This is a genomic window from Streptomyces sp. NPDC104226 (assembly GCF_055584085.1).
Map to the genome: position 1 here is coordinate 98710 of NZ_JBVJMS010000004.1, position 25561 is coordinate 124270.

A 25561-nucleotide genomic window follows, 5' to 3' on the forward strand; every position below is an offset into this window, starting at 1 on the left:
CCGGAGCGCGGCGCTACGCGGGAGCCGCGGCCCGCTCCAGTACCTCCAGCACGGTGTCGCGGAACAGCGTGGTCTTGTACCCGGTCTGCGGCAGCGGGCGGCAGCGGGCGAGCACCGTCGCGGCCGCGGCCGCGAGGACCTCGGGGGTGGCCTCCCGGCCGGTCAGGGCGGCCTCCACCTCCGGAAGGCGCAGCGGAACCCGCGCCACGCCGCCCGCCGCGACGGCGGCGTGCGTGACGGTCGCGCCGTCGAGCGCGAGCCGGGCGGTGGCCTCGACCAGGGGCCATTCGCCGTGGGCGCGGCCGGTGGCCCGGTGGTAGGCGGCCCGTTCGCCGGGCAGGGGCGGCGGGAGCAGTACCGCGGTGAGGATCCGGTCCGGTGCCAGCAGGTGGTCGGCCCGGTGGAGCTGCTCGCCGTCCCCGTACAACTCGGCCACCGTGCGGGGTGGTTCGCCGTGGACCTCGACCCCGGCGTCGTAGGTGAGCAGGGCCGTCGCCAGGGTCGACGGGTGCGGGGCGACGCACGGGCCGTCGCCGCTGACCACTCCGAAGTGGTGGTCCCCCTCGCGCGCGGGGCAGCCGGAGCCGCCCTTCTGGAGGCAGCCGAAGTGCGGACTGCGGTAGTACCAGCAGCGGTTGCGCTGGAGCAGATTGCCGCCGAGGGTGCCGGCGGCGCGGATCTGCGGGGTCGCCGCGGTCCCGGCGGACACCGCCAGGGCGGGCCAGCCGGAGCGCACCCGCGGATCGGTGGCCAGCGCGGCGAGGGTGGTCAGGGCGCCGATCCGCAGCCCGCCGCCGGGCAGCGGCGTACAGCCGCGCAGGCCGCCCGCGGCGTCGAGGTCGGTGAACGGGCCCGGGGCGATGCCGGAGCGCTGCCGGGCGGTGGTGTCGGTGCCGCCGGCGCGCAGCTCCCCGCCGCGCGCCAGGACGGCGGCCGAGAGGTCGGTGAGGGTGGGCTCGGTGCTCACGTGGCCAGTCCTTCCAGGAGCCGGTCGGGGCGGATGGGCATGTCGTACGGGCGCCGGCCGGTCGCGTCGCGGACCGCGTTGGCCAGGGCGGCCGCGGTGGGCAGCGTGGCGATCTCCCCGAGGCCCACTCCGCCGCCCGGGACGTGTGCGAAGCCCTCCTGATGGAAGTGGACGGTGATCTCGGGGGTGTCTCCGATGCCGGGGATGCGGTAGTCCTCCAGGTTGTCGGTCAGCACCCGGCCCGTGGCCGGGTCGGTGCGCCGCTCCTCGAACAGGGCGTAGCCGACGCCCTGGACGACGGCGCCCTCGCACTGGCTGCGGGCGAGCCGCTCCTCGTGGATGCGGCCCGCGGCGATGCCGCTCCACACCCGCAGCGGCCGGATCCGGCCGAGCCGGGTGTCCACCTCCACCTCGGCGACCTGCACCGATCCGGTGAAGCCGCGGCCGATCGCGAGACCGCCCAGGGTCAGGTTGAGGGGGGTCACGAAACCCCGGCGGTCGCGGCGGCGCCGGCCGGTGACCCGTACGCCGTGCGCCCCGGCCGCGTCGAGCCGGGCGGCGAAGTCGCCGTCACCGCCGCCGAGTGCTTCGCGCAGCCGCTGCGCGGCGTCCGCGGCGGCGGGCACGATCGACGGCGTGGTGCGGCTGCCGCCGGAGGTGGGGCCGTGGACGGCGTCGCTGTGCCCGACCTCGGCACGCACCCTGTCCTCGGGGACGCCGAGTCCTTCGGCGACGGCCCGGCGCAGTACGGTGCGCGAGCCCGTGCCCATGTCCTGCACGGCGCAGCGGGCGACGACGATCCCGTCCTCGACGGTGAGCTCGACCTCGGTGGCGGGGTCCAGGAAGTACAGCCAGTTGGCCGCCGCGACGCCGACGCCCCGGCGGAAGCGTCCCGTACCGCCGCGGGTGCCCGACCAGGCCGGAAGGGCCGCGGCCAGGTCGTACAGCGCATGGCGTTTCGGGTTGCCGTCCCAGCGGCGCCGCAGGGCGATGGGATCCTCTCCCAGCCGGTGGGCCATCTCGTCGACGGCCTGTTCCAGGGCCCAGCACATCGTGGGTCCGCCCGGGCCGCGGAAGGGCGCGCCCGGCGGCCGGTGGGTGACGGTGTCGAAGTCCCGCAGCCGGCGCGGGGCCTTGCCGTACATGAAGCGGGCCAGCGCCGCGACGGTGCCGCCGACCGAGACCCCGCCGTCGGTGTCCGCGTCCATGGCCAGCGCGCTCAGCTCCCCGGAGGCGTCCGCGGCCATCGCCAGCCGGATCCGGGTGCCGGGCCGGTAGCCACCGTCGGTGAGCTCCTCGTCCCGGTCCAGCACCACCCGCACCGGGGCGCCGTGCAGCCGGGCCAGCTCCACCGCGGCGACCACGTCGGCGGTCAGTCCCATCTTGCAGCCGAAGCCGCCGCCCACGTGGACGGCCCGGGCCACCACCCGGTCGAGGGGCACGCCGAACCGCTCGGCGGCGAGGACGGCCACCTGCTTCACCGACTGCGTGGACACCTCGATGTGGAGGGTCCCCTCCTCCCACCGGGCCAGGCAGGCGTGCGGTTCGAGCGGGGTGTGCGTCTGCGCGGCGGTGGTGAACAGCCCCTCGACCACCCGCTCGGGGCTGCTCTTGCGGGCCTCCGTGATCCGGCGCACGGCCGTGGCGGGCCGCCTGCTCATGGCGGACGGGCCCCGCCGGTTGCCGCGCCAGCGGGCGGGCGTCAGCTGCGGCGCCTCCCCGGATCCGGGCGCCAGCTTCCGCGCCGCCTTGTCCTCGTAGACCAGCGGGCCCTCGCCGGCCCGGGCCCGGTCCACGTCGAGGGCGGCCGGCAGCACCTCGTACTCCACCGTGACCCGCTCGGCGGCCGCCCGCGCCGAAGCCCGGTCCGCCGCGGCGACGGCCGCCACGGGCTGCCCGACGTACCGCACCACCCCGTCGGGCGGCAGCAGGGGCACCACCCCCGCGTCCCCGGCCTCAAGGGACCGTACGTACGCATGCGCGTGCGGCGACCGGATGATCACCCCCTCCAGCACCCCCTCGGGCCGCTGATCGGTGGTGTACCGGGCCGACCCGTCGGCCTTCTCGGCCGCCTCGGCGCGCGGGACGGCGGCCACCGCCTCGCCGTCGTACTCCCCCGCACAGGCGGCGGCCACGGCGCTGAAGATCCCCTCGTACGCCCCGCACCGGCACAGGTGCCCGGCCAGCGCCTCCGCGATCTCCTCCCGCCCCGGCCGGCTCCGCCCGTGCGCGGCCCGCCACCGCTCGAAGAACGCGGCCGCCTCGACCACGAACCCGGGGGTGCAGTAACCGCACTGCAGGGCGTCCTCACCGGCGAAGGCACGCCCGACCGGGTGACCGGCCAGCCCCTCCACGGTCGTCACCCGCCGCCCGGCCAACCGCACCGCCGGCGTCAGACACGCCACCCGCGGCTCCCCGTCGACCAGCACCGTGCAGGCCCCGCACACCCCGCCGCCGCACACCACCTTGGCCCCGGTCAGCCCCAACCGCTCCCGTACCAGCTCCACGGCAGCCGGATCACCGTCCACGTCCACCGCGCACGGAACGCCATTGACCTCGAACTCCACGAGACGCACTCCTCAGCCGCGGGTGGCGACGCCCCCACACCACCCGGGCCCGCCTTCACCCCCTTGATAACCCGCCCCCACCCACCCCGCAGCTCGGCACACGCCTCACCCCCGCGGCCATGACCTCCGGGGTAATCGCCCCGCCCGCCCGGCCTCGGCTACGTTCGCGGTCACCGCTCACCCCCGGAACGAAGGAGCACCGTGGTGCCCGCTTACGGCTTCGCCCATCTCCGCAGCCGCCGGAACCACTCCGACGTCGTCGAGTACCTGGAGCGCGTCCAGGCGACCCTCACCCCCTTCGCGGGCCGCTTCGTCATCCACGGTCCGCCGGCCGAAGTCGTGGAAGGCAGCTGGCCCGGCAGCATGGTGCTGATCGAGTTCCCCGGCCTCGCGGAGGCCCGTGCCTGGTACGCCTCTCCGCCCTACCGGGCCATCCGTCACCTGCGCACCGACCACATCGAGGGCGACCTCCTCCTGATCGAAGGCGTCGGCCCGCACTACGACCCGTCCGAACGAGCCCACAAGCTGCGAACGACCCTCGACTGAGCGAGCACACCACCGGCCGGCACGGCACAGATTCGGGGCGGCGCGGTGACCCTGCCGACCCCGGAACGCCACAACGCCCGCCACCCCTGGTCGGGGACGTGGCGGGCGTTGTGTCGAGTGCCGTACTTCGTTGTACGGACCGTATGAGGGGTCCCGGCCTGGGCCGGGGGTACCGCTTGGAGCTCAGCCGTCGCTCCGACGGCCGGAGGCCGGCGCAGCCGGGCGAAGCCCGGGAGGCCGCCTGCGGCCGAGCGGTGCGAGCACGGCGTCGAGAATCAGACCGTGATCGAGCGGTCCGTCGGCTTGACCGGGTACGGGAGGGTGCTGGTGCCGGTCAGGAAGCGGTCCACGCCGCGGGCGGCCGAGCGGCCTTCCGCGATGGCCCAGACGATCAGCGACTGGCCGCGGCCGGCGTCGCCGGCGACGAAGACGCCGTCGACGTTGGTCGCGTAGGAGGCGTCGCGCTCGATGTTGCCGCGGGCGTCCATCGCCAGGCCGAACTGCCCCGTGAGGCCGTTCTCCTGGTCGGTGCCGGTGAAGCCCATCGCCAGGGTGACCAGCTGCGCGGGGAGGACGCGCTCGGTGCCGGGCTTCTGGACGAGCTTGCCGTCCTCGAAGGCGACCTCGACCAGGTGGAGGGCCTGGACGTTGCCGTCCTCGTCGCCCTCGAAGTGGGTGGTGGAGACGGAGTAGATCCGCTCGCCGCCCTCCTCGTGAGCAGAGGTGACCTTGTACAGCATGGGGAAGGTCGGCCAGGGCTGGCCGGCCGGCCGGTCCTCGGAGGGGCGCGGCATGATCTCCAGCTGCGTGACCGAGGCCGCGCCCTGGCGGTGGGCGGTGCCCACGCAGTCCGCGCCGGTGTCGCCGCCGCCGATGACGACCACGTGCTTGCCCGCGGCGGTGATGGGGGGCTCGATGAAGTCGCCCTCCTGCACCTTGTTCGCGAGGGGCAGGTACTCCATCGCGAAGTGGATGCCCTTGAGGTCGCGGCCCGGGACCGGCAGGTCGCGGGAGACGGTGGCGCCCGCCGCGATGACGACCGCGTCGAACCGCTTGCGCAGGTCGGTGGCGGTGATGTCGCGGCCGACCTCGACGCCGGTACGGAACTTGGTGCCCTCCGCGCGCATCTGCTCGATGCGGCGGTTGATGTGCACCTTCTCCATCTTGAACTCGGGGATGCCGTAGCGCAGCAGCCCGCCGATGCGGTCGGCGCGCTCGTACACGACCACGGTGTGGCCGGCCCGGGTCAGCTGCTGGGCCGCGGCGAGACCCGCCGGGCCGGAGCCGATGACCGCGGCGGTCTTGCCCGACAGGCGCTCGGGCGCCTGCGGGGTGACGTCCCCGTTGTCCCACGCCTTGTCGATGATCGAGACTTCGACGTTCTTGATGGTGACGGCCGGCTGGTTGATGCCGAGCACGCACGCGGACTCACAGGGAGCGGGGCACAGACGGCCCGTGAACTCCGGGAAGTTGTTCGTCGCGTGCAGCCGCTCGGAGGCGGCGGTCCAGTCCTCGCGGTACGCGAAGTCGTTCCACTCGGGGATCAGGTTCCCGAGCGGGCAGCCGTTGTGGCAGAACGGGATGCCGCAGTCCATGCAGCGGCCGGCCTGCTTGCTGATGATCGGGAGCAGCGAGCCCGGAACGTAGACCTCGTTCCAGTCCTTGAGGCGCTCGGCCACGGGACGGGAGCAGGCGGTCTCGCGGGGGGTGGTGAGGAAGCCCTTCGGGTCAGCCATTGGTCGCCGCCTCCATCATCTTCTCGGTGGTCTCGGACTCGGAGAGTCCGGCCAGCTCGGCGGCGTCCTTGGCGGCGAGCACTGCCTTGTACGTGGTCGGGATGATCTTGCTGAAGCGGGCCGCGGAGGCGGTCCAGTCAGCGAGGAGCTTCGCGGCCACGGTCGAGCCGGTCTCCTCCTCGTGGCGGCGCACGACATCGTGCAGCCACTGGGAGTCGGTGTCGGACAGGGCCTCGACCGCGCCCGTGTTGCCGACGTTGACGTTGGCCGGGTCGAGGTCGATGACGTACGCGACGCCGCCCGACATGCCCGCCGCGAAGTTGCGGCCCGTCTCGCCGAGGACGACCGCGGTGCCGCCGGTCATGTACTCGCAGCCGTGGTCGCCCACGCCTTCCGAGACGACCAGGGCGCCGGAGTTGCGGACGCAGAAGCGCTCGCCGGTGCGGCCGCGCAGGAACAGCTCGCCGCCGGTGGCGCCGTAGCCGATCGTGTTGCCCGCGATGGTCGAGTACTCGGCCAGGTGCTCGGCGCCGCGGTCCGGACGGACCACGACACGGCCGCCGGAGAGGCCCTTGCCGACGTAGTCGTTGGCGTCGCCCTCCAGGCGGAGGGTCACGCCCTTCGGCAGGAAGGCGCCGAAGGACTGGCCGGCGGAGCCGGTGAAGGTCAGGTCGATGGTGTTGTCGGGCAGGCCCGCGCCACCGAACTTCTTCGTGACCTCGTGGCCGAGCATGGTGCCGACCGTGCGGTTGATGTTGCGGATCGCGACCTGGGCGCGGACCGGCTGCGCGGTCTCGGCCGAGTCGGCGTTCAGCGCGTCCGCGGCGAGGCGGATGAGCTCGTTGTCGAGCGCCTTCTCCAGACCGTGGTCCTGCTCGATCAGGGCGTGGCGGACCGCGCCCTCGGGCAGCTCCGGCACGTAGAAGAGCGGCTCCAGGTCGAGGCCCTGCGCCTTCCAGTGCGTGACGGCCTTGCTGGTGTCGAGGAGCTCGGCGTGACCGACGGCCTCCTCGATCGAGCGGAAGCCCAGCTCGGCGAGGAGCTCGCGCACCTCCTCCGCGATGAACTCGAAGAAGTTGACGACGAACTCGGGCTTGCCGGAGAAGCGGTCGCGCAGGACCGGGTTCTGGGTGGCGATGCCGACCGGGCAGGTGTCCAGGTGGCAGACGCGCATCATGACGCAGCCGGAGACGACGAGCGGCGCGGTCGCGAAACCGAACTCCTCGGCGCCGAGCAGCGCGGCGATGATGACGTCGCGGCCGGTCTTGAGCTGGCCGTCCGTCTGGACCACGATGCGGTCGCGCAGCCCGTTGAGCAGCAGGGTCTGCTGGGTCTCGGCGAGGCCGAGCTCCCAGGGACCGCCCGCGTGCTTCAGCGAGGTGAGCGGGGAGGCGCCCGTACCGCCGTCGTGGCCGGAGATGAGGACGACGTCCGCGTGGGCCTTGGAGACACCCGCCGCGACGGTACCCACGCCGACCTCGGAGACCAGCTTCACGTGGATGCGGGCGACCGGGTTGGCGTTCTTGAGGTCGTGGATCAGCTGAGCCAGGTCCTCGATGGAGTAGATGTCGTGGTGCGGCGGCGGGGAGATCAGGCCGACGCCCGGGGTGGAGTGACGGGTCTTGGCGACCCACGGGTAGACCTTGTGGCCGGGCAGCTGGCCGCCCTCGCCGGGCTTGGCGCCCTGCGCCATCTTGATCTGGATGTCGTCCGCGTTGACCAGGTACTCGCTCGTGACACCGAAGCGGCCGGAGGCGACCTGCTTGATGGAGGAGCGGCGCGCCGGGTCGTACAGGCGGTCCGGGTCCTCGCCGCCCTCACCGGTGTTGGACTTGGCGCCCAGCTGGTTCATGGCGATGGCGAGGGTTTCGTGCGCCTCCTTGGAGATGGAGCCGTACGACATGGCGCCGGTGGAGAAGCGCTTGACGATGTCGGCGACCGACTCGACCTCGTCGATGGAGATCGAAGGCCGGTCCTCCGTCTTGAAGCCGAAGAGTCCGCGGAGCGTCATCAGGCGCTCGGACTGCTCGTTCACCCGGTCCGTGTACTGCTTGAAGATGTCGTACCGGCGGTTGCGCGTGGCGTGCTGCAGGCGAAAGACCGTGTCCGGGTCGAACAGGTGCGGCTCGCCCTCGCGGCGCCACTGGTACTCGCCGCCGATCTCCAGCGCGCGGTGCGAGGCGGAGATGCCGGAGGCCGGGTACGCCTTGGCGTGGCGCGCGGCCACCTCCTTGGCGATGACGTCCAGGCCGGCGCCGCCGATCTTGGTGGCGGTGCCCTGGAAGTACGCCGCGACGAACTCCTCGTCGAGGCCGACGGCCTCGAAGACCTGGGCGCCGCGGTAGGAGGCGACGGTGGAGATGCCCATCTTGGACATGACCTTCAGGACGCCCTTGCCGAGCGCGTAGATCAGGTTCTTGATGGCCTGCTCCGGCTCCAGGCCGGACAGGAAGGTACCGGCGCGCAGCAGGTCCTCGACGGACTCCATGGCGAGGTACGGGTTGACCGCGGCCGCGCCGTAGCCGATGAGCAGCGCGACGTGGTGGACCTCGCGGACGTCGCCGGCCTCGACCAGCAGACCCACCTGGGTGCGCTGCTTGGTGGCGATGAGGTGGTGGTGCACGGCGGAGGTGAGCAGCAGCGACGGGATCGGCGCGTGCTCGGCGTCGGAGTGACGGTCCGAGAGGACGATCAGGTGCGCGCCGTTCTCGATGGCCGCGTCGACCTCGCCGCGGATCTCCTCGAGGCGGGCGGCCAGGGCCGCGCCACCGCCGGAGACCCGGTACAGGCCCGAGAGGGTGGCGGCCTTCATGCCCGGCATGTCGCCGTCGGCGTTGACGTGGATGAGCTTGGCCAGCTCGTCGTTGTCGATCACCGGGAACGGCAGCGTGACGCTGCGGCAGGACGCGGCGGTCGGCTCCAGCAGGTTGCCCTGCGGGCCGAGCGAGGACAGCAGCGAGGTGACGAGCTCCTCGCGGATGGCGTCCAGCGGCGGGTTGGTGACCTGCGCGAAGAGCTGGGTGAAGTAGTCGAAGAGCAGCCGGGGGCGCTCGGACAGGGCCGCGATCGGGGAGTCCGTACCCATGGAGCCGAGCGGCTCGCCGGCGGTACGGGCCATCGGCGCGAGGATGATGCGGAGCTCTTCCTCGGTGTAGCCGAAGGTCTGCTGGCGGCGGGTGACCGAGGCGTGGGTGTGCACGATGTGCTCACGCTCGGGCAGGTCCGTCAGCTCGATCTCGCCGGTTTCGAGCCACTCCTCGTAGGGGTGCTCGGCGGCCAGCGCGTCCTTGATCTCGTCGTCCTCGATGATCCGCTTCTGGGCGGTGTCGACGAGGAACATCTTGCCGGGCTGCAGGCGGCCCTTCTTGACGACCTTGGCCGGGTCGATGTCCAGGACGCCGACCTCGGAGGAGAGCACGACGAAGTCGTCGTCGGTGACCCAGTAGCGGCCGGGGCGCAGACCGTTGCGGTCGAGGACCGCGCCGACCTGGGTGCCGTCGGTGAAGGTGACGCAGGCGGGGCCGTCCCACGGCTCCATCTGCGTGGAGTGGTACTTGTAGAACGCGCGGCGGGCCGGCGACATGGAGGTGTGGTTCTCCCACGCCTCCGGGATCATCATCAGCACGCTGTGCGGGAGGGACCGGCCGCCGAGGTGGAGCAGCTCCAGGACCTCGTCGAAGGAGGCCGAGTCGGAGGCGTCCGGGGTGCAGATCGGGAAGATGCGCTCGAGGGCGCCCTCGCCGAAGAGGCCGGAGGCCAGCTGGGACTCGCGGGCCTTCATCCAGTTCCGGTTGCCCTTGACCGTGTTGATCTCGCCGTTGTGCGCGACGAAGCGGTACGGGTGGGCCAGCGGCCACGACGGGAAGGTGTTCGTCGAGAACCGGGAGTGGACCAGGGCGATCGCGGAGGCGAAGCGGCGGTCGGAGAGGTCCGGGAAGAAGGGCTCCAGCTGGCCGGTGGTCAGCATGCCCTTGTAGACGATCGTGCGGGCGGAGAGCGACGGGAAGTAGACCCCGGCCTCGCGCTCGGCGCGCTTGCGCAGCACGAAGGCCTTGCGGTCCAGCTCGATGCCCGAGGTCCCGTTGCTGACGAACAGCTGCGAGAAGGCCGGCATGGTGGCGCGGGCGCCGTTGCCGAGCAGGTCGGGGGTGACCGGAACCTCGCGCCAGCCGAGAACCGTCAGGTTCTCCTCGGCGGCGATGGCCTCGATCTGCTCCACGGCGACGGCCTGTGCGGTGCCGTCGGCGGGGAGGAAGGCGATGCCGACGGCGTACGCGCCGGCCTCGGGGAGGTCGAAACCGGCCACCTCGCGCAGGAACGCGTCCGGGACCTGGGAGAGGATGCCGGCGCCGTCGCCCGAGTCGGGCTCGGAGCCGGTGGCGCCTCGGTGCTCGAGGTTCCGCAATACGGTCAGCGCCTGCTCGACCAGCGTGTGGCTGGCCTCGCCGGTGAGGTTGGCCACAAAGCCGACGCCGCAGGCGTCGTGCTCGTTGCGCGGGTCGTACATGCCCTGCTGGGCGGGGCGACCGTCCATGGGCGACCAGGCGGTGTTGCTGAGGCCGGTCGCGGAGTGCGTGGATGCGGAACGCATCGGCTCTCCCGTCGTCGTCGTGGCATATGTGCATAGCCGAGGGACGACGTTGGCCCTCTGCGAAATTTCGTGCAGATTACATGATGACGACAATCCCGCGAAGCGGATATGTCATTCCAGCATGCGGACACTGCACGGAGCAGGCAAGAGGGGACTTTCGCAGGTGTCCTGCCATCGGGACACGGGACGAAGGTCCCGGTGCGGGGCGGGCCTCATTGCCCGGCGCCCAGGGGGTCTGTGCCCGGCGGACACGGATTCGAAACCGCCGAGTAACTGACTACTTATGTTGCCTGCTGCATAGTGTCTCACTCCCTGCACGGTCAGCCTACGGCCCCGCCGATCCAGGTTCCCAGGATGTACGTCACACCCGCGGCCGCGCCACCCAGGACGAGCTGGCGCAGTCCGCTGTACCACCAGGACCGGGCCGTGACCCGGGACACCACCGCGCCGCAGGCGAAGAGGCCCACCAGCGCCGCCAGCACCGCGGGCCACAGGAGCGTCGCACCGAGCAGGTAGGGCAGCAGCGGGATCACCGCGCCGAGCGCGAAGGACCCGAAGGAGGACACGGCCGCGACCATCGGCGACGGCAGGTCGTCCGGGTCGATCCCGAGCTCCTCGCGGGCGTGGATCTCCAGCGCCTGCTCCGGGTCGCGGGACAGCTGCATGGCCACCTCGCGGGCCAGCGCCGGCTCGACGCCGCGCGAGACGTACAGCTCGGCCAGCTCCTCCATCTCGTCGATGGGGTGCTTGCGCAACTGCTGGCGCTCTATGTCCAGTTCGGCGAGCACGAGCTCGCGCTGCGAGGCGACCGAGGTGTACTCCCCCGCCGCCATGGAGAAGGCGCCGGCGGCGAGGCCGGCCAGGCCGGTGACCACGATGACGTGCGGGGCGACTGCGCCGCCGGCCACGCCGGTCATCAGGGCGAGGTTGGAGACGAGTCCGTCCATCGCGCCGAAGACCGCCGGGCGCAGCCATCCGCCGTTGACATCGCGGTGGGTGTGGTTGTCGCGGTGGGCGGTGTGGAGCGGCGCTTCGATATCAATGATGGACATGCCGACTATCTCCCCTTTTGTACGAGTGGGTGCACAGAGCTGTGCCATGGACGACGCGCGGACACCCACTCCCCCTGAACACCTCGAAACTACGCACGATTTTTGCCCTCCGCCAGCAAGGAAGGCCGTACTTACCTGGGGTTTTGGGCCACGGCGACCGGGTGACGGCGACCCGCGGCGGGTGTTTCGCGACGAGCGACAAACCACATGCCATGGCACAAATCCCCCAAGGGCTCAATATGGGTCCCATCAAGTGGAGAGGCGCGCCATGGAGCTGATTGCATGCAATCCGCAGGTCCTCCTCGAACGGGCCCGGGGCGCTCTTCTCGGACTCGCGGTGGGTGACGCGCTGGGCGCCCCCGCGGAGAACATGAAGCCGTCGGAGATCCGGGCCAAGTGGGGCCGGATCGAGGGCTTCGTCTCGGACGACCCGGCGGGCACGGACGACACGGAGTACGCGATCTTCTCGGGCCTGCTGCTGGCCCGCCACGGGTCGGCGCTGACGGTCGCCCACGTCGAACGGGCGTGGCACCACTGGATCGCGGACCTGGACGAAGGCCCTTTCCGCGGTGCGGGCTTCTCGGAACGCGGCACCCTGGAGAACCTCCGCCGGGGCCTGGCGGCCCCCATCTCCGCCCAGCACCGGCACGCCTGGTCGGACGGTCTGGCCATGCGGGCCGCCCCCTTCGGGGTCTTCGCGGCGGGCCGGCCCGCCGAAGCCGCCCGGCTCGTCGCCATCGACGGCTGCGTCAGCCACGACGGCGAGGGCATCTACGGCGGCCAGGCCGTCGCCGCGGGGGTCGCTGCGGCGATGGCGGGAGGCTCGGCCGCCTCCGTCGTCTCGGCGGCCCTCTCCGTCATCCCCTCGGACTCCTGGACGGCCCGCTCCCTGCGCCGGGCCGTGACGGCCGCCCCCCGCGGCGAACGGGCGGTCCGCTCGGCGGTGGTCATCGGCGGCTACCCCTGGACGGACCTGGCCCCGGAAGCGGTCGGCCTGGCCTTCGGCGCGTTCGCCGCGTGCGGCGGCGACTTCCCCTCCTCCGTCCTCATGGCGGTCAACATGGGCCGCGACGCGGACACCACGGCGGCCGTGGCGGGCGCGCTCGCCGGAGCGCTGTCCGGCGCCCCCGCCATCCCGGCCGCCTGGTCCTCGGCGATCGGCCCGGTCCGCGGAAGCTGCCTCCCCTCGATGCGCGGCTACCACGTCCTGGACATCGCGGACCTCCTCACCCCGGAAACCGAGACCCCCCGATGACCCTGACCCCCACCACCCCGGCGGCCCCGTCCGCCCCGGACACCGGCACCACTCCGGCCACCCCGGACACCGGCACCACTACGGCCGTCCCGGCCGCCTCGGCCGACCCGGACACCGGCGCCACTCCGGCCAGTCCGGCCGCTCCGGCCGCCCTGTCCGGCCCGGACACCCACACCCCTCCGGCTACCCCGGCCACCCCGTCCGACCCGGACACCGGCGCCGCCCCGGCCGCCCCGGCCAGTCCGGCCGATCCGGCCGCCGGGGATGCCCCGGCCCCCCGGGCCACCTCGGCGGGCCCGGCCGCGACGAGCCCGTCGTCCCCGCAGGACGCCCCGGCCCGGGAGCCCGCCTCCCCGGCCGGTCCGCCTCCGCGGAGCGACCCGGCCCCGCCGGTGCCCGAGTTCCTCCGCTCCGGTCCCGCGGTACGGGGGCCCGGGGGCCTGCCCCCGGTTTCGGGAAGGGGCGGGGTGGGGGAGAACCCTCCCGCCCCGGAGCCGGCCCCCGCCGGTCCGGACACCCCGCAGCACACGCAGCCCCGTACAGCCGCGCCCGCAGCCCTCACCGGGACACCCACGGCCCCGCCGCACACGCAGCCCAGTACGGCCACGCCCGCAACCGTCCCCGGGGCACTCGCCCCGCCGCACACGCAGCCCCGTACGGCCACGCCCGGGGCACTCGCCCCGCCGGGATCCGGCACGCCGCCGCCAACCCCGCAGCCCCGCCCCCAGGCGGCCCCCGGGGCCGCCCCCGAGGGGCCCCGCCGGATCGAGGGGCTGCTCCTCGGGCTCGCCGCGGGCGACGCCGCCGGCTGGCCCGCGGCCCGCCACCGGGCCAGCCGCATGCCCGAATGGACCCGCCGCCTCACCCGCGAGCTCGACACCTTCGCGGAGCAGAACGCCACCACCACCCTCCCCGTCCCCATCGCCCTCAACCAGCCACCGGAACCGCTCCGCCTCGGCCCGAGCGACGACGCCGAGTGGGCGGCCTTCGCCGCCGAGTCCGTCCTCACCGCCGCCGGGGTGCTGCTCAGCGACCTCTCCCGGTCCCGCCGCATGCGCGCCGCCATCGACCTCGCCTGGAACGCCCTGGCCAGCGAGGTCGCGGCGGCGGCCGAGCGGGCCCCCGAGGTGGAGTCGGCGGTCCTCCCGCTCCGCGCCCGGATCTCCGTCCGCGCCGGCCTCGGCAACCTCGCCGCCGGCCTGCGCCCGCCCGCCACCGGCCACGACAACCCGCACTACTTCGACGACGCCGCCTGCATCCGGGCCTGCGTCCTCGCCGTCGTGCATCCCGGGGACCCCGACGCCGCCGCGGACCTCGCCGAGTTCGACGCCCGCTACACCCAGGACGGCGACGGGGTCCACGGCGCCCGCGCCATGGCCGCCGCCATCGCCACCGCCCTGGCCTCCACCGGGACCTGTACGGCCGCGGACACCGACGCCGCCGTGGACGCCGCCCTCACCCAGCTCCCGGAGTCCACCGAGATCGGCCGCAACGCCCGGCACGCCGTGAAGCTCGCCCGCGCCGAGAGGGACGCGACCGGCGGAGCCTTCGCCATCGTCCCGCTCCTGGAGCACCAGATCGTCGACCACGTCTACAGCTACGGGATCGCCGCCGCGGAAACCGTCCCCGTGGCCCTCGCCCTCGCCACCGCCGCCCGCGGCCGGGTCGGCGAGGCGGTCCCGGCGGCGGCCTGCCTGTCGCGCGTCGCGGACTCCGCCCCCGCCCTCGCCGGTGCGCTGACCGGCGCCCTCGGCGGCGGCGACTCGCTCCCCGCCGCCTGGCGCGAAGCGTGCCGCACGCTCTCCGGCTGCGCCCTCCCGCGGCTGGCGGGCACCGACCTCGTCGAACTGGCCGCGCTGCTGGCCCGTACGGAACTCACCTCACCCAAGCCCCAAGGAAAGCCCCGGACATGACGACCCTGACCCCCGTGGAAACGACCCCGGACACCACCACTTCCCCCGCCCTGGAGGACCGGATCACCGGCGCCCTCGTCGGTGCGGCCGTCGGCGACGCGCTCGGCGGCCCGGTGGAGGGCTGGACCCCGGAACAGATCGTGGAGCGGCACGGCGGCCGGGTGCGCGGCATCGTCGGCCCGTGGCACGAGGACTGGCGTACGGCGCGTCCGATCGCCCCTTACCACAAGGGCGACGGCCACGTCACCGACGACACCCTGATGACGCACGCGCTGGTCCGGGTCTACGAGACCGTACGGGACCACCTGGACGCGTACGCGATCGCCGAGCACTTGGTCCCGGACCTGATGACGGTCCCGCGCTGGATCCCGGAACTGGAGGCGGACGCACTCCCCCTCCAGCGGATCTTCCTCGCCGAGAAGTGGATCGTGACCCGGCTGCACTACGCCCACGCGGACCCGCGGGAGGCCGGGAACGGCAACATCGTCAACTGCGGCGCGGCGATGTACATGGCGCCGGTCGGCCTCGTCAACGCCGGGCATCCGGCCGGGGCGTACGCGGAGGCGCTGGACGTCACCGGCGCGCACCAGTCCTCGTACGGGCGGGAGGCGGCGGGCGTGTTCGCGGCGGCGGTGGCTGCGGCGTGCGTGCCCGGTGCGACGGCGGCCTCCGTCGTCGAGACGGCCCTCTCCCTGGCCAAGGACGGCACCCGCGCGGCCATCGAGGCGGTCTGCGAAGTGGCCTCCCGGCACCGGGACTTCGAGTCGGCACTGGCCCCGCTGCGGGCGGCGGTCGCCCCGTACGACTCGGTCGGCCCGGACTACCGCGCGCCGTCCCTGGGCGCACGGCGCCCCTCGCGCCTGCACTCCATCGAGGAACTCCCGGTGGCGCTGGGCATGCTGCTCGTCGCCGACGGCTGCTACGAGGCCTCCGTGCTCGGCGCGGTCAACTACGGCCGCGACTGCGACTCCATCGCGACCATGGCCGGTGCGATCGCGGGCGCCCTGTCGGGCGGGGCGGCGGTTCCGCCCGCCTGGGCGGACCGGGTCGCGGAGGCCAGCCGGCTGGACCTGCACGCACCGGCGGCGGCCCTGGCCGCGGTCGCGCGCGAGGTCTTCGCCCTCGACCGCTCCCGGCGCCGCGCCCACGAGGCCGCCTTCACCACCCTGACGGCCCCCCGATGACCGCGCCCCCGCCCCCGGCGCCCCCAAAGCCCGCCCCTGGCCCGGCGGCCCCCACCCCGACCCACGCCGGGGCCGAGCCCCCGGCCACGCCCCCTCCCGACCCCGACCCGACGGCCCCCACTGCGTCCCGCGTCGGGGCCGAGCCCCCCGCCATGCCCCCTCCCGCCCCCGACCCGACGGCCCGCGCCGCGTCCCGGCACGGGGATGCGGGGTCGGGCCCGCCCGGACCCCCTCTCGGCCCCGCCCCGATGACCCCCGCTGCGTCCCGGGTCCTGGATGCAGGCTCGGGCCCGCCCGGGTCCCTTCCCGGCCCCGGCCCGACGGCCTCCGCTGCGTCCCGGGTCCGGGAGGGGGGCTCGTGCCCGCCCGGACCCGGTGACCCCGACCGGGTCGGGGGCGGGATCTCCCCCACCCCGCCCCCTCCCGAAACCAGGGGCGAGCCCCTGGACCCCGGACCGGCCTCGGAGGCCGGAGCCGGGCCCGTCCGGCTCACCTGGGTGCAGCCCGAGGACCTGGTCGGGCACGAGTTCCGGCAGGCCGCCGAAGACGGCCGCGGCGAGGCGGCGGAGCCGTTGCTGCGCGTCTGGCTCGCGGCGGGCGGCCACCTGGCCCCGGCCCGCGCGGGTGCCTCTCCGACCCCGGCCCCACCAAAACTCCGAGCCCTGGCCACCGACCTCCTGACCACCCTGTCGACCCTCCCCACACCCCCCGACCCGACACCACCACCCGGATCCGAGCCCTGCTCCGAGTACGGGTCCTGGCCCGGGCCCGGGCCCGAGTCCTGGACCGGGTCTGAGTCCGGGTCCGGGTCCGAGCCCGGGCCCGAGTCCAGGCCCGAGTCCGGGTCCGGGTCCGAGCCCGGGGCCGCGTCCAGGTCCAGGCCCGAGTCCGGGTCCGAGCCCGGGGCCGCGTCCAGGCCCGGGGCCGGGTCCGCCTTCAGCCCCCGATCGGGCCCCGGCTCCGCAAGCCCGGCTCCCGCCGGAGCGACAGGCGACGCCCCCGCCCAGGGGGCCGGGGGCCTGCCCCCGGTTTCGGGAAGGGGCGGGGTGGGGGAACTCTCCCGCACCCCGCCCGGGTCCGCATCCGGGGCGGAGCCCCCGTCTTCACCCAGGCCCGGAGCCGAGCCCGACACCGAGGCGCAGCCCGCACCCAGGACCGTGCCGGGGGCCTGGACCGGATACGAGCCCGGCTCCGGGGCGGGCCCCGCAGGGGCGGCTTCCGGCGGAGCCGAAGGGGGCCGCGCCGCCGGCTCCGGTCTGCGCCGGAGGCTGGAGGCCGCGTGGCTCGGGCGGGCTGTGGGGTGCGTGCTCGGGAAGCCCGTGGAGAAGCTGCCGCTGCACGGGATCCGGGCCCTGGCCCGGGCCGCCGGGAACTGGCCCCTGGCCGACTGGTTCACCGAACGCGGCGTACCACCGGAGGTCCTCGCCGCCCACCCCTGGAACCGCCGCTCCGCCCCCACCTCCCTCGCCGAGAACATCGACGGCACCCCGGAGGACGACGACCTCAACTACGCCCTCCTCGGCCTGCTCCTCCTCCAGCGCCACGGCAAGGGCTTCACCACCGCCGACGTCGGCCGGCTCTGGCTCGACGAGCTCCCGGCCGGCCGGACCTTCACCGCCGAGCGGGTCGCGTACCGAAACCTGCTCCTCGGGCTGGAGCCCCCGCTCACCGCCACCCACCACAACCCCTTCCGCGAGTGGATCGGCGCCCTCATCCGCGCCGACGTCCACGGCTGGACCAACCCGGGCGACCCGGCCGCCGCCGCGGCCCAGGCGCACCGGGACGCCGCCCTCACCCACACCGGGAACGGCGCCCACGCGGCCGCGTTCGTGGCCGCAGCCACCGCCGCCGCGGCCACCGGCCGGGTCGACGTGCACGCCGCGCTGCGGGCCGGGCTGGCCGTCGTATCGCCGCGGTCCCGCCTCGCCGAGGCCGTCCGCTTCGGCATCCGTACGGCCGTGGACGCACGCGCGACCGCCACCGGCTTCGATACCGTCGTGGACCTGCTCCACGCCCGCTACGGCCACTACCACTGGGTCCACGCCGTGCCCAACGCCGCCGTGATCGCCGCCGCCCTCACCCACGCCGACGGGGACTTCGCCCACTCGGTCTGCCGCGCCGTGTCCGGCGGCTGGGACACCGACTCCAACGGCGCCACCGCCGGCGCCCTCGCCGGGCTGCTCGCCGGCTCGCCCGACGGGATCCCGGACCGCTGGAGGGCCCCGCTGAAGAACCGCCTCGCCACCACCGTCCCCGGCTTCGACGGAGTCGGCTTCGACACCCTCGCCCACCTCACCGCACAGGAGGCAGCCCGCTCATGACGGCCATCGCCGTGCTCGGCAGTACCAACATGGACCTCGTCGCCTACGTCGCCAAGGCCCCCCGTCTCGGGGAGACCGTCACCGGCCGCGCCTTCCGCACCGTCCCCGGCGGCAAGGGCGCCAACCAGGCCGTCGCCGCGGCCCGCTGCGGCGCGGAGGTGGTGATGATCGGGGCGGTCGGGGCCGACGAGTTCGGCGTACGGCTGCGTTCCGCGCTCGCCGGTGCCGGGGTGGGGACGGCGGCCCTGCGCACGGTCGAGGGCGCCAGCGGCACCGCGCACATCACCGTGGACGACGAGGGGGGCAACAGCATCGTCGTCATCCCCGGCGCCAACGGCCTCGTCACCTCCCTGGAACCGGGCGACGCCGCCCACATCGGCGCCGCGGACTCCCTCCTCCTCCAGCTCGAAGTGCCCCTGGAGGCCGTGCTCGCCGGCGCCCTCGCCGCCCGCGCCCACGGCGTACGGACCATCCTCACCCCGGCCCCCACCCAGCCGCTTCCGTCCGAACTCCTCGCCGCCGTCGACCTGTTGGTTCCCAACGAGCACGAGGCCGCCGCGCTCACCGGGCTCACCGACGTGCACCTGGCCGCGGCGGCCCTGCTCCAGGACGTGCCGGAGGTGGTCGTCACCCTCGGTGCGGCCGGGGTCCTGTACGCCGCCCGCGGCCGCGAGTCGCTGGTCCTGCCCGCGCCGCGGGTCCGGGCCGTGGACACCACCGCCGCCGGGGACACCTTCGTCGGTGCGCTCGCCGTGGCCCTGGGCGAGGGCCGCCCGATGCCCGCGGCCCTGCAGTGGGCCTCGGCGGCCGCCGCCCTGTCCGTACAGCGGCCCGGCGCCCAGGACTCGATGCCGGCCCGTGCCGAGGTCGTCGCGTTCGCGGCCGGACAGGACGTCCGCTGATGCCCGAGCCCCTGGCCGCACCCCTCCTCCGGAGCCGCCCCGTGAGTACCGATACCGCGTCCCCCACCGCCCCTCCCCTGCAAGGACTCCGCGTCCTCGACCTCGCCACCCTCTTCGCCGGTCCCCTCGCCGCCACCCTCCTCGGCGACTTCGGCGCCGAGGTCGTCAAGGTCGAGCACCCGACCCGCCCCGACCCCTCCCGCGGCCACGGCCCCGCCAAGGACGGCATCGGCCTGTGGTGGAAGCTGCTCGGCCGCAACAAGCGGACGGTGACCCTCGACCTGTCGACTCCGGGCGGCCGGGACACCCTGCTGCGTCTGGTCGCCACCGCCGACGTGGTGATCGAGAACTTCCGCCCGGGAACCCTGGAGCGCTGGGGTCTGGGCTGGCCCGAGCTGTCCGCCGCGAACCCGCGGCTGATCCTGACCCGCGTGACGGCCTTCGGCCAGGAGGGCCCGTACGCCCACCGCCCCGGCTTCGGCACCCTCGCGGAGGCGATGAGCGGCTTCGCGGCGATCACCGGGGAGCCGGAGGGGGCGCCGACCCTGCCGCCCTTCGGGCTCGCGGACTCGATCGCCGCGCTGACCACCGCGTACGCCGTGATGGCGGCGCTCGCCGGGCGGGACCGCACCGGGCACGGACAGGTGGTGGACCTGGCGATCATCGAGCCGATCCTGACCGTGCTCGGGCCGCACCCGCTCTGGTACGACCAGCTCGGCTACGTCCAGCCGCGCACGGGCAACCGTTCCACCAACAACGCGCCCCGCAACACGTACCGCAGTCTGGACGGCCGCTGGCTGGCGGTCTCCGCCTCCGCCCAGTCCGTCGCCGAGCGCGTGATGCGGCTCGTGGGCCGTCCGGAGCTGATCTCCGAGCCCTGGTTCGCCTCGGGTTCCGGCCGGGCCGCACACGCGGACGTGCTCGACGAGGCGGTCGGCGGCTGGATCGCCCGCCACAAGGCGGACGAGGTGACGGCCGCCTTCGAGGAGGCCGAGGCCGCGGTCGCGCTGGTCCACGACGTACGGGACGTCATGGCCGATCCGCAGTACGCGGCTCTGGACACCATCACCGAGGTCGAGGACCCGGAGCTGGGCCCGATCCGCATGCAGAACGTCCTCTTCCGGCTCTCGGAGACCCCGGGCTCCATCCGCTGGGCGGGCCGTCCGCACGGCGCGGACACCGATGCCGTCCTCACCGAACTCGGCCTCTCCCCGGCCGAGATCACTGCTCTCCGCACGGAGGGGGCCCTGTGATCCTGACCTGGCTCTACGTACCCGGCGACCGGCCCGACGTGGTGTTCAAGGCCCTGCACGCCGGGGCCGACGCCGTCATCGTGGACCTGGAGGACGCGGTGTCGGCCTCCCGCAAGGAGTACGCCCGCGGCGCCACCGCCGAACTGCTCGGCGACCGGCACCCGGTGCCCGTCCACGTCCGCGTCAACGCGCTGGATTCCCCGTGGGGCGTCGCCGACCTCAGCGCCCTCGGAGGGCTCCACGGTCTCGCCGGGCTGCGCCTGCCCAAGATCTCCTCGCCGGAGCAGATCGTCTCCACCGCCGACCGCACCCCCGGGGTGGCCCTGTACGCCCTGCTGGAGTCGGCGATCGGCGTGGAACGGGCCTACGACATCGCCCGCGCGCACCCCGCCCTGCGCGGCCTGTCCCTGGGCGAGGCCGATCTGCGGGCCGACCTGGGCGTCACCGCGGAGTCGGGCCTGGACTGGCCGCGCTCCCGGGTGGTGGTCGCGGCCCGCGCGGCCGGGCTGGCGCCGCCGGCCCAGTCGGTGTTCCCCGACATCCGGAACCTGGAGGCACTGGCGGCCTCCTGCGCCCGGGGCCGCGCACTCGGCTTCCTGGGCCGTGCGGCGATCCATCCGCGCCAGCTCCCGGTGATCGAGCGGGCCTACCTGCCCGGCCCGGCGGAGGTCAGCGCCGCCGAGGAGATCGTGGCCGCGGCCCGCCGCACCCCGGGCGCGGTGGCCCTGCCCGACGGCCGCTTCGTCGACCCGGCGATGCTGGCGGGCGCGGAGCGCATCGTGGCCCTGTCCCGCCGGGACGCGCCGGTACCCTCCTGACCGGCGAGGCATCGGTGAACGGCGAACGGGAGGGGCGCCGCGCGGTGTGCGCGGCGCCCCTCCCGTTTCGACCGGAACCCCGGTCAGAGCTTCTTGGCCTCGGGGACCTCTGCCTTGTCGGCTTCGGCGCCGGCCTCCGCCTTGGCGTCCTTCGGCTCGGCGTCGGCCTCGGGAACGCCCTTGGCGTCGGCGTCCTCGGCCTTGCCGTCACCGGCCGGGGTGTCCCCGTCCTCGGCTCCGGCCGCGGAGGCCCCGTCCCGGTCCGGCTCGACGATCTCCTCGCGGCCCGGCCGCAGCTTCGCCGACAGCACCAGGTAGACCACGGCGAGCACGAAGACGACGATCGAGGTCCACACGTTGAGCCGCAGGCCCAGGACGTGGTGGGCCTCGTCGACCCGCATGTACTCGATCCAGCCGCGGCCCACGCAGTACGCGGCGACGTACAGGGCGAACGCCCGCCCGTGGCCGAGCCTGAAGCGGCGGTCGGCCCAGATCACCAGCAGGGCGACGCCGATGCACCAGAGGGACTCGTAGAGGAAGGTCGGGTGGTAGGTCCCGGCGACCCGGTTCGGGCCGTCGCTGATCTCCACCGCCCACGGCAGATCGGTGGCGCGGCCGTACAGCTCCTGGTTGAACCAGTTGCCCCAGCGTCCGCAGGCCTGGGCCAGCGCGATGCCGGGGGCGAGGGCGTCGGCCCAGGCCGGCAGCGGGATGCCGCGCCGGCGACAGCCGATCCAGGCACCGACCGCGCCCAGCGCGATGGCGCCCCAGATGCCGAGGCCGCCCTCCCAGATCTTGAAGGCGTCGACCCAGTTTCGGCCCTCGCCGAAGTAGAGCTGGTAGTCGGTGATCACGTGGTAGAGGCGACCGCCGACCAGGCCGAACGGCACGGCCCACACGGCGATGTCCGCGACCGTGCCCGGCTTACCGCCGCGCGCGACCCAGCGCTTGTTGCCGAGCCAGACGGCGACGAAGACGCCGATGATGATGCAGAACGCGTAGCCGCGCAGCGGGATCGGTCCGAGATGGAGCACGCCCGTCGACGGACTGGGAATGAAGGCAAGGTTCATGGCAAGACCCGACGCTACCTTGCCGGACGGTGGGGACCGCAACCCGCCCGGCAAGCTGCTGCCGAATCGAGACGGCCCTCAGTGGTCCATGGACATCCCGGCGTGCTCCCCGGAGGCGTCGCCCGAGCCCGAACCGCCCGTGGCGGGCCGTCCCGCCGAGCGGGCCGACGGGGCCGAGGCGGAGGCCGAGGGACTGGCCGAGCGGCCGGAGGAGGCCTTCCCCGAGCCCGCCGCGGACGCGTTGGCGGACGGCGACCCGGACGCGGACTTGGCCGAGGACCCGGACGCCGCCGAGGCGGAAGCGGAAGCGGACGGGGAGGGCTTACCGGTGTCGGATCCGCCCTTGCCGGCCGCCTCCACCTTCTCCTTCAGCTTCTGCGGGGTCAGCGGGTTGGCCTGGTCCCCGAAGATGTCCTTGCCGTCGAGCAGCACGGTCGGGGTCCCGCGGAACTTGCCCGCGCGGAAGGCGTCCTGCGACTTGTTCACCCAGGCGTCGTGCGTCCCGTCCTCGACGCAGGTGCGGAACGCGGGGGTGTCCAGGCCGTCGACCTTCCCAGCCAGCTCCAGCAGCTTGGCGTTCTTGCCGAAGGCGTCGTTGGTCTCCTCGGGCTGGTTGTCGAAGAGCACGTCGTGGTACGGGGCGAACTTCCCGGCGTCCTGTGCGCAGGCCGCGGCGTTGGCGCTCTTGAGGGAGCCGGTGCCGCCCATGTTCCCGTCGATGAGGGTGACGAGGTGGTACTCGACCTTGAGGAGGCCCTTGGCCTCCAGCTCGTGGACGGTCTCCCGGTAGTTGGTCTCGAAGGCCTTGCAGGCGGGGCAGCGGAAGTCCTCCCACACGGTCAGCGTGGAGGGGGCCTCGTCCTTGCCGGTCCGGATGGCGAGGGCGTCCTTGCCCGTGGCCCCGGACGGGGCGACCAGCGGGCCGCCCTTGGCGGAGGATCCGCCCTTGCCGGCGTTCGCCGCGATCAGGCCGACGACGGCCGCCAGCCCGAGGACGCCGACCACCGCCGCCGACACGACGAGGGTCCGCCGTCGCTTGTCCCTCGCCTTCTGCTTCTCGCGCTCCGCCTGGAGTCGCTCGCGGGCCGATCGTTTCGTCGCATCGCGGTTCGCACCGTCGTTCATGTCGCTCACGTTCGGCCAAACGAAGCAGGGAGGCACTCTCGTGCCTCCCTGCCCCTACTTCCACCCGATCGGGCTACAGAACCCGCTCAGGGGTCCGTCTGCACGATCGAACGCGCCGCCCGTCGGCGCCGGCGTACGCCTCAGCTGCGGCGTACGCCTGCCGCGAGCTCGCCCGCGAGCGACTGCACGGCGGCCAGCCCGGCGGGCAGGTCCGGCGCGTCCAGCAGCAGCTTCACGAAGGCGGAGCCGACGATCACACCGTCGGCGAAGCCGGCGACCTCCTTGGCCTGGGCGGCGTTGGAGACGCCCAGTCCCACGCAGACCGGCAGGTCGCTGGTGGCGCGGGTTCGGCGGACCAGGTCGGCCGCCTCGTTGCCGACCGACTCGCGGGTGCCGGTGACACCCATGAGCGAAGCGGCGTAGACGAAGCCGGAACCGGCCGCCGTGATGGTGGCGAGGCGCTCGTCCTTGCTGCTGGGGGCCACGACGAAGACGGTCGCGAGGCCGTGCTTCTCCGCGTGCTCCCTCCACAGCGCGGACTCCTGGACCGGCAGGTCGGGCAGGATGCAGCCCGCGCCGCCCGCCTCGGCGAGCTCGGCGGTGAACCGCTCGACGCCGTAGCGGTCGATGGGGTTCCAGTACGTCATGACCAGGATCGGGGCGCCGGTCGCCTCGTACGCCTCGCGGACCGTACGCAGCGTGTCGGCGATCTTGACGCCGCCGCGCAGGGCGATGTCGTCGGCGGTCTGGATGATGGCGCCGTCCAGGACCGGGTCGCTGTGCGGGAGGCCGATCTCGACCACGTCCGCGCCGCCGGCGATGACGGCCTTGACGGCCTCGATGGCGCCGTCCACGGTCGGGAAGCCGGCCGGGAGGTAGGCGACCAGGGCCGCACGGTCCTCGGACTTCGCCTTCGCGAGGGTGGCCGACAGGAGTTCGATGGTGCCGCTCACTTGGTCTCCCCCTCGGTGCTGCCGGTGGTCTCTGCGTCGTACAGGTCGAAGTAGCGGGCGGCGGTGTCCATGTCCTTGTCACCGCGGCCGGACAGGTTGACGACGAGGAGCCCGTCCTTGCCGAGCTCCTTGCCCAGCTCCAGCGCGCCCGCGAGGGCGTGCGCGGACTCGATGGCCGGGATGATGCCCTCGGTGCGGGAGAGGAGGCGCAGGGCCTGCATGGCCTGGTCGTCGGTGACCGCGCGGTACTCGGCGCGGCCGGCGTCCTTGAGGTAGGAGTGCTCGGGGCCGATGCCCGGGTAGTCCAGACCGGCCGAGATGGAGTACGGCTCGGTGATCTGGCCCTCCTCGTCCTGGAGGACGTAGGAGCGCGATCCGTGCAGGATGCCGGGCTCGCCCGCGGTCAGGGTCGCCGCGTGCTCGCCGGTCTCCACGCCGTGTCCGGCGGGCTCGAAGCCGACCAGGCGGACGTCGGAGTCCGGGATGAAGGCGTGGAACAGGCCGATGGCGTTCGATCCGCCGCCGACGCACGCCGCGACGGCGTCGGGCAGGCGTCCGGTGCGCTCCAGGATCTGGCGGCGGGCCTCGACGCCGATGACCCGGTGGAAGTCGCGGACCATGGCGGGGAAGGGGTGCGGGCCGGCGACCGTGCCGAAGAGGTAGTGGGTGCGGTCCACGTTGGCGACCCAGTCGCGGAACGCCTCGTTGATGGCGTCCTTCAGGGTCCGGGAGCCGGACTTCACCGCGATGACCTCGGCGCCCAGGATCCGCATCCGGGCCACGTTCAGGGCCTGGCGCTGGGTGTCGATCTCACCCATGTAGATCGTGCAGTCGAGGCCGAACAGGGCGCAGGCGGTGGCGGTGGCCACGCCGTGCTGACCGGCGCCCGTCTCGGCGATGACGCGGGTCTTGCCCATGCGCTTGGTGAGCAGCGCCTGGCCCAGCACGTTGTTGATCTTGTGCGAGCCGGTGTGGTTCAGGTCCTCGCGCTTGAGGAAGATCCGCGCCCCGCCCGCGTGCTCGGCGAACCGCGGCACCTCGGTCAGGGAGCTGGGGCGGCCGGTGTAGTTGACCATGAGGTCGTCGAGCTCGGCCGCGAAGGCCGGGTCGCCCTTGGCCTTCTCGTACTCGACGGCGACCTCGTCCACGGCGGCGACGAGCGCCTCCGGGATGAACTTGCCGCCGAAGTCGCCGAAGTAGCCCTCGGTGTTGGGGATGTGACCCTCGGGGTCCGGGATGAAGAAATTGCTGGCGCTGGACATGCCCAGGTACTCCTACGGATGCGACGCGGATGTCTTCACCGTATGG

General features: G+C 74.0%; 15 protein-coding genes and 2 pseudogenes. 8 read left to right on the forward strand and 9 right to left on the reverse strand.

Features of this window, described 5'->3' with window-relative positions:
* Positions 1-13: 13 nt before the first annotated feature.
* On the reverse strand, positions 14-967 hold the full coding sequence (locus ACZ60J_RS13935) for an FAD binding domain-containing protein (RefSeq protein WP_469681721.1): 954 nt from the start codon (positions 965-967) through the stop codon (positions 14-16).
* Positions 964-3534 carry a molybdopterin-dependent oxidoreductase gene (locus tag ACZ60J_RS13940; protein WP_469681722.1) on the reverse strand — a complete coding sequence of 857 codons (2571 nt, stop codon included), beginning with the start codon at positions 3532-3534 and terminating at the stop codon, positions 964-966. Before ACZ60J_RS13940 ends, ACZ60J_RS13935 begins: the two co-directional genes overlap by 4 nt.
* Before the next feature lie 204 nt (positions 3535-3738).
* Here ACZ60J_RS13940 and ACZ60J_RS13945 point away from each other — a divergent pair, with 204 nt between their 5' ends.
* The gene (locus ACZ60J_RS13945) at positions 3739-4080 is read left to right on the forward strand and encodes a DUF1330 domain-containing protein (RefSeq protein ID WP_469681723.1); all 342 of its coding nucleotides are present in this window, start codon (positions 3739-3741) and stop codon (positions 4078-4080) included.
* A 275-nt stretch (positions 4081-4355) separates the two neighbouring features.
* Here ACZ60J_RS13945 and ACZ60J_RS13950 read toward each other — a convergent pair whose 3' ends face one another.
* The 3 genes from ACZ60J_RS13950 to ACZ60J_RS13960 form a co-directional block, all read right to left on the reverse strand.
* On the reverse strand, positions 4356-5816 hold the full coding sequence (locus tag ACZ60J_RS13950) for a glutamate synthase subunit beta (protein ID WP_469681724.1): 1461 nt from the start codon (positions 5814-5816) through the stop codon (positions 4356-4358).
* Positions 5809-10350 (reverse strand): glutamate synthase large subunit, encoded by a 4542-nt coding sequence (gltB, locus tag ACZ60J_RS13955; RefSeq protein ID WP_469682414.1) that lies wholly within the window; start codon positions 10348-10350, stop codon positions 5809-5811. Before gltB ends, ACZ60J_RS13950 begins: the two co-directional genes overlap by 8 nt.
* Before the next feature lie 377 nt (positions 10351-10727).
* Positions 10728-11459 carry a VIT1/CCC1 transporter family protein gene (locus ACZ60J_RS13960; RefSeq protein ID WP_469681725.1) on the reverse strand — a complete coding sequence of 244 codons (732 nt, stop codon included), beginning with the start codon at positions 11457-11459 and terminating at the stop codon, positions 10728-10730.
* 268 nt (positions 11460-11727) lie between these two features.
* On the opposite strand from ACZ60J_RS13960, the gene ACZ60J_RS13965 reads away from it, so the two are divergent.
* The 7 genes and pseudogenes from ACZ60J_RS13965 to ACZ60J_RS13995 all read left to right on the forward strand — a co-directional run bounded on the left by ACZ60J_RS13965 (position 11728) and on the right by ACZ60J_RS13995 (position 21105).
* Positions 11728-12714 (forward strand): ADP-ribosylglycohydrolase family protein, encoded by a 987-nt coding sequence (locus ACZ60J_RS13965; protein WP_469681727.1) that lies wholly within the window; start codon positions 11728-11730, stop codon positions 12712-12714.
* A 467-nt stretch (positions 12715-13181) separates the two neighbouring features.
* Positions 13182-14627: an ADP-ribosylglycohydrolase family protein gene (locus tag ACZ60J_RS13970; RefSeq protein WP_469682416.1), complete on the forward strand. Its 1446-nt coding sequence runs from the start codon at positions 13182-13184 to the stop codon at positions 14625-14627.
* The gene (locus ACZ60J_RS13975; RefSeq protein ID WP_469681728.1) at positions 14624-15811 is read left to right on the forward strand and encodes an ADP-ribosylglycohydrolase family protein; all 1188 of its coding nucleotides are present in this window, start codon (positions 14624-14626) and stop codon (positions 15809-15811) included. The genes ACZ60J_RS13970 and ACZ60J_RS13975 overlap by 4 nt, the downstream gene beginning before the upstream one ends.
* Before the next feature lie 1265 nt (positions 15812-17076).
* Positions 17077-18132: pseudogene (locus ACZ60J_RS13980) on the forward strand (ADP-ribosylglycohydrolase family protein); the annotation flags it as partial.
* Complete coding sequence (gene rbsK / locus ACZ60J_RS13985) at positions 18129-19034, forward strand: ribokinase (protein WP_469681729.1); 906 nt, start codon at positions 18129-18131, stop codon at positions 19032-19034. The pseudogene ACZ60J_RS13980 and the gene rbsK, both read left to right, overlap by 4 nt.
* On the forward strand, positions 19034-20287 hold the full coding sequence (locus ACZ60J_RS13990; protein ID WP_469681731.1) for a CaiB/BaiF CoA transferase family protein: 1254 nt from the start codon (positions 19034-19036) through the stop codon (positions 20285-20287). The genes rbsK and ACZ60J_RS13990 overlap by 1 nt, the downstream gene beginning before the upstream one ends.
* Positions 20284-21105 (forward strand): HpcH/HpaI aldolase/citrate lyase family protein, encoded by an 822-nt coding sequence (locus ACZ60J_RS13995; protein ID WP_469681733.1) that lies wholly within the window; start codon positions 20284-20286, stop codon positions 21103-21105. The genes ACZ60J_RS13990 and ACZ60J_RS13995 overlap by 4 nt, the downstream gene beginning before the upstream one ends.
* Before the next feature lie 83 nt (positions 21106-21188).
* Here the strand turns inward: ACZ60J_RS13995 and lgt are convergent, their stop codons facing one another.
* The 4 genes and pseudogenes from lgt to trpB all read right to left on the reverse strand — a co-directional run bounded on the left by lgt (position 21189) and on the right by trpB (position 25515).
* Positions 21189-22175 (reverse strand): prolipoprotein diacylglyceryl transferase, encoded by a 987-nt coding sequence (lgt, locus tag ACZ60J_RS14000; protein WP_469681735.1) that lies wholly within the window; start codon positions 22173-22175, stop codon positions 21189-21191.
* Positions 22176-22514: 339 nt separating this feature from the next.
* Positions 22515-23300, reverse strand: a pseudogene (locus ACZ60J_RS14005) (DsbA family protein); the annotation flags it as partial.
* A gap of 140 nt (positions 23301-23440) precedes the next feature.
* Entirely contained in the window at positions 23441-24253 is an 813-nt protein-coding gene (gene trpA / locus ACZ60J_RS14010) for a tryptophan synthase subunit alpha (RefSeq protein ID WP_469681737.1), read from the reverse strand.
* On the reverse strand, positions 24250-25515 hold the full coding sequence (gene trpB / locus ACZ60J_RS14015; RefSeq protein WP_469681739.1) for a tryptophan synthase subunit beta: 1266 nt from the start codon (positions 25513-25515) through the stop codon (positions 24250-24252). Before trpB ends, trpA begins: the two co-directional genes overlap by 4 nt.
* Positions 25516-25561: the final 46 nt, after the last annotated feature.

What these genes read in the sequence shown, in the direction of transcription:
- ACZ60J_RS13950 (WP_469681724.1), bottom strand. Translation starts at nt 5,816, where the DNA reads ATGGCTGACCCGAAGGGCTTCCTCACCACCCCCCGCGAGACCGCCTGC.
- gltB (WP_469682414.1), bottom strand. Translation starts at nt 10,350, where the DNA reads ATGGACGGTCGCCCCGCCCAGCAGGGCATGTACGACCCGCGCAACGAG.
- ACZ60J_RS13960 (WP_469681725.1), bottom strand. Translation starts at nt 11,459, where the DNA reads ATGTCCATCATTGATATCGAAGCGCCGCTCCACACCGCCCACCGCGAC.
- ACZ60J_RS13965 (WP_469681727.1), top strand. Translation starts at nt 11,728, where the DNA reads ATGGAGCTGATTGCATGCAATCCGCAGGTCCTCCTCGAACGGGCCCGG.
- ACZ60J_RS13975 (WP_469681728.1), top strand. Translation starts at nt 14,624, where the DNA reads ATGACGACCCTGACCCCCGTGGAAACGACCCCGGACACCACCACTTCC.
- rbsK (WP_469681729.1), top strand. Translation starts at nt 18,129, where the DNA reads ATGACGGCCATCGCCGTGCTCGGCAGTACCAACATGGACCTCGTCGCC.
- ACZ60J_RS13990 (WP_469681731.1), top strand. Translation starts at nt 19,034, where the DNA reads ATGCCCGAGCCCCTGGCCGCACCCCTCCTCCGGAGCCGCCCCGTGAGT.
- lgt (WP_469681735.1), bottom strand. Translation starts at nt 22,175, where the DNA reads ATGAACCTTGCCTTCATTCCCAGTCCGTCGACGGGCGTGCTCCATCTC.
- trpB (WP_469681739.1), bottom strand. Translation starts at nt 25,515, where the DNA reads ATGTCCAGCGCCAGCAATTTCTTCATCCCGGACCCCGAGGGTCACATC.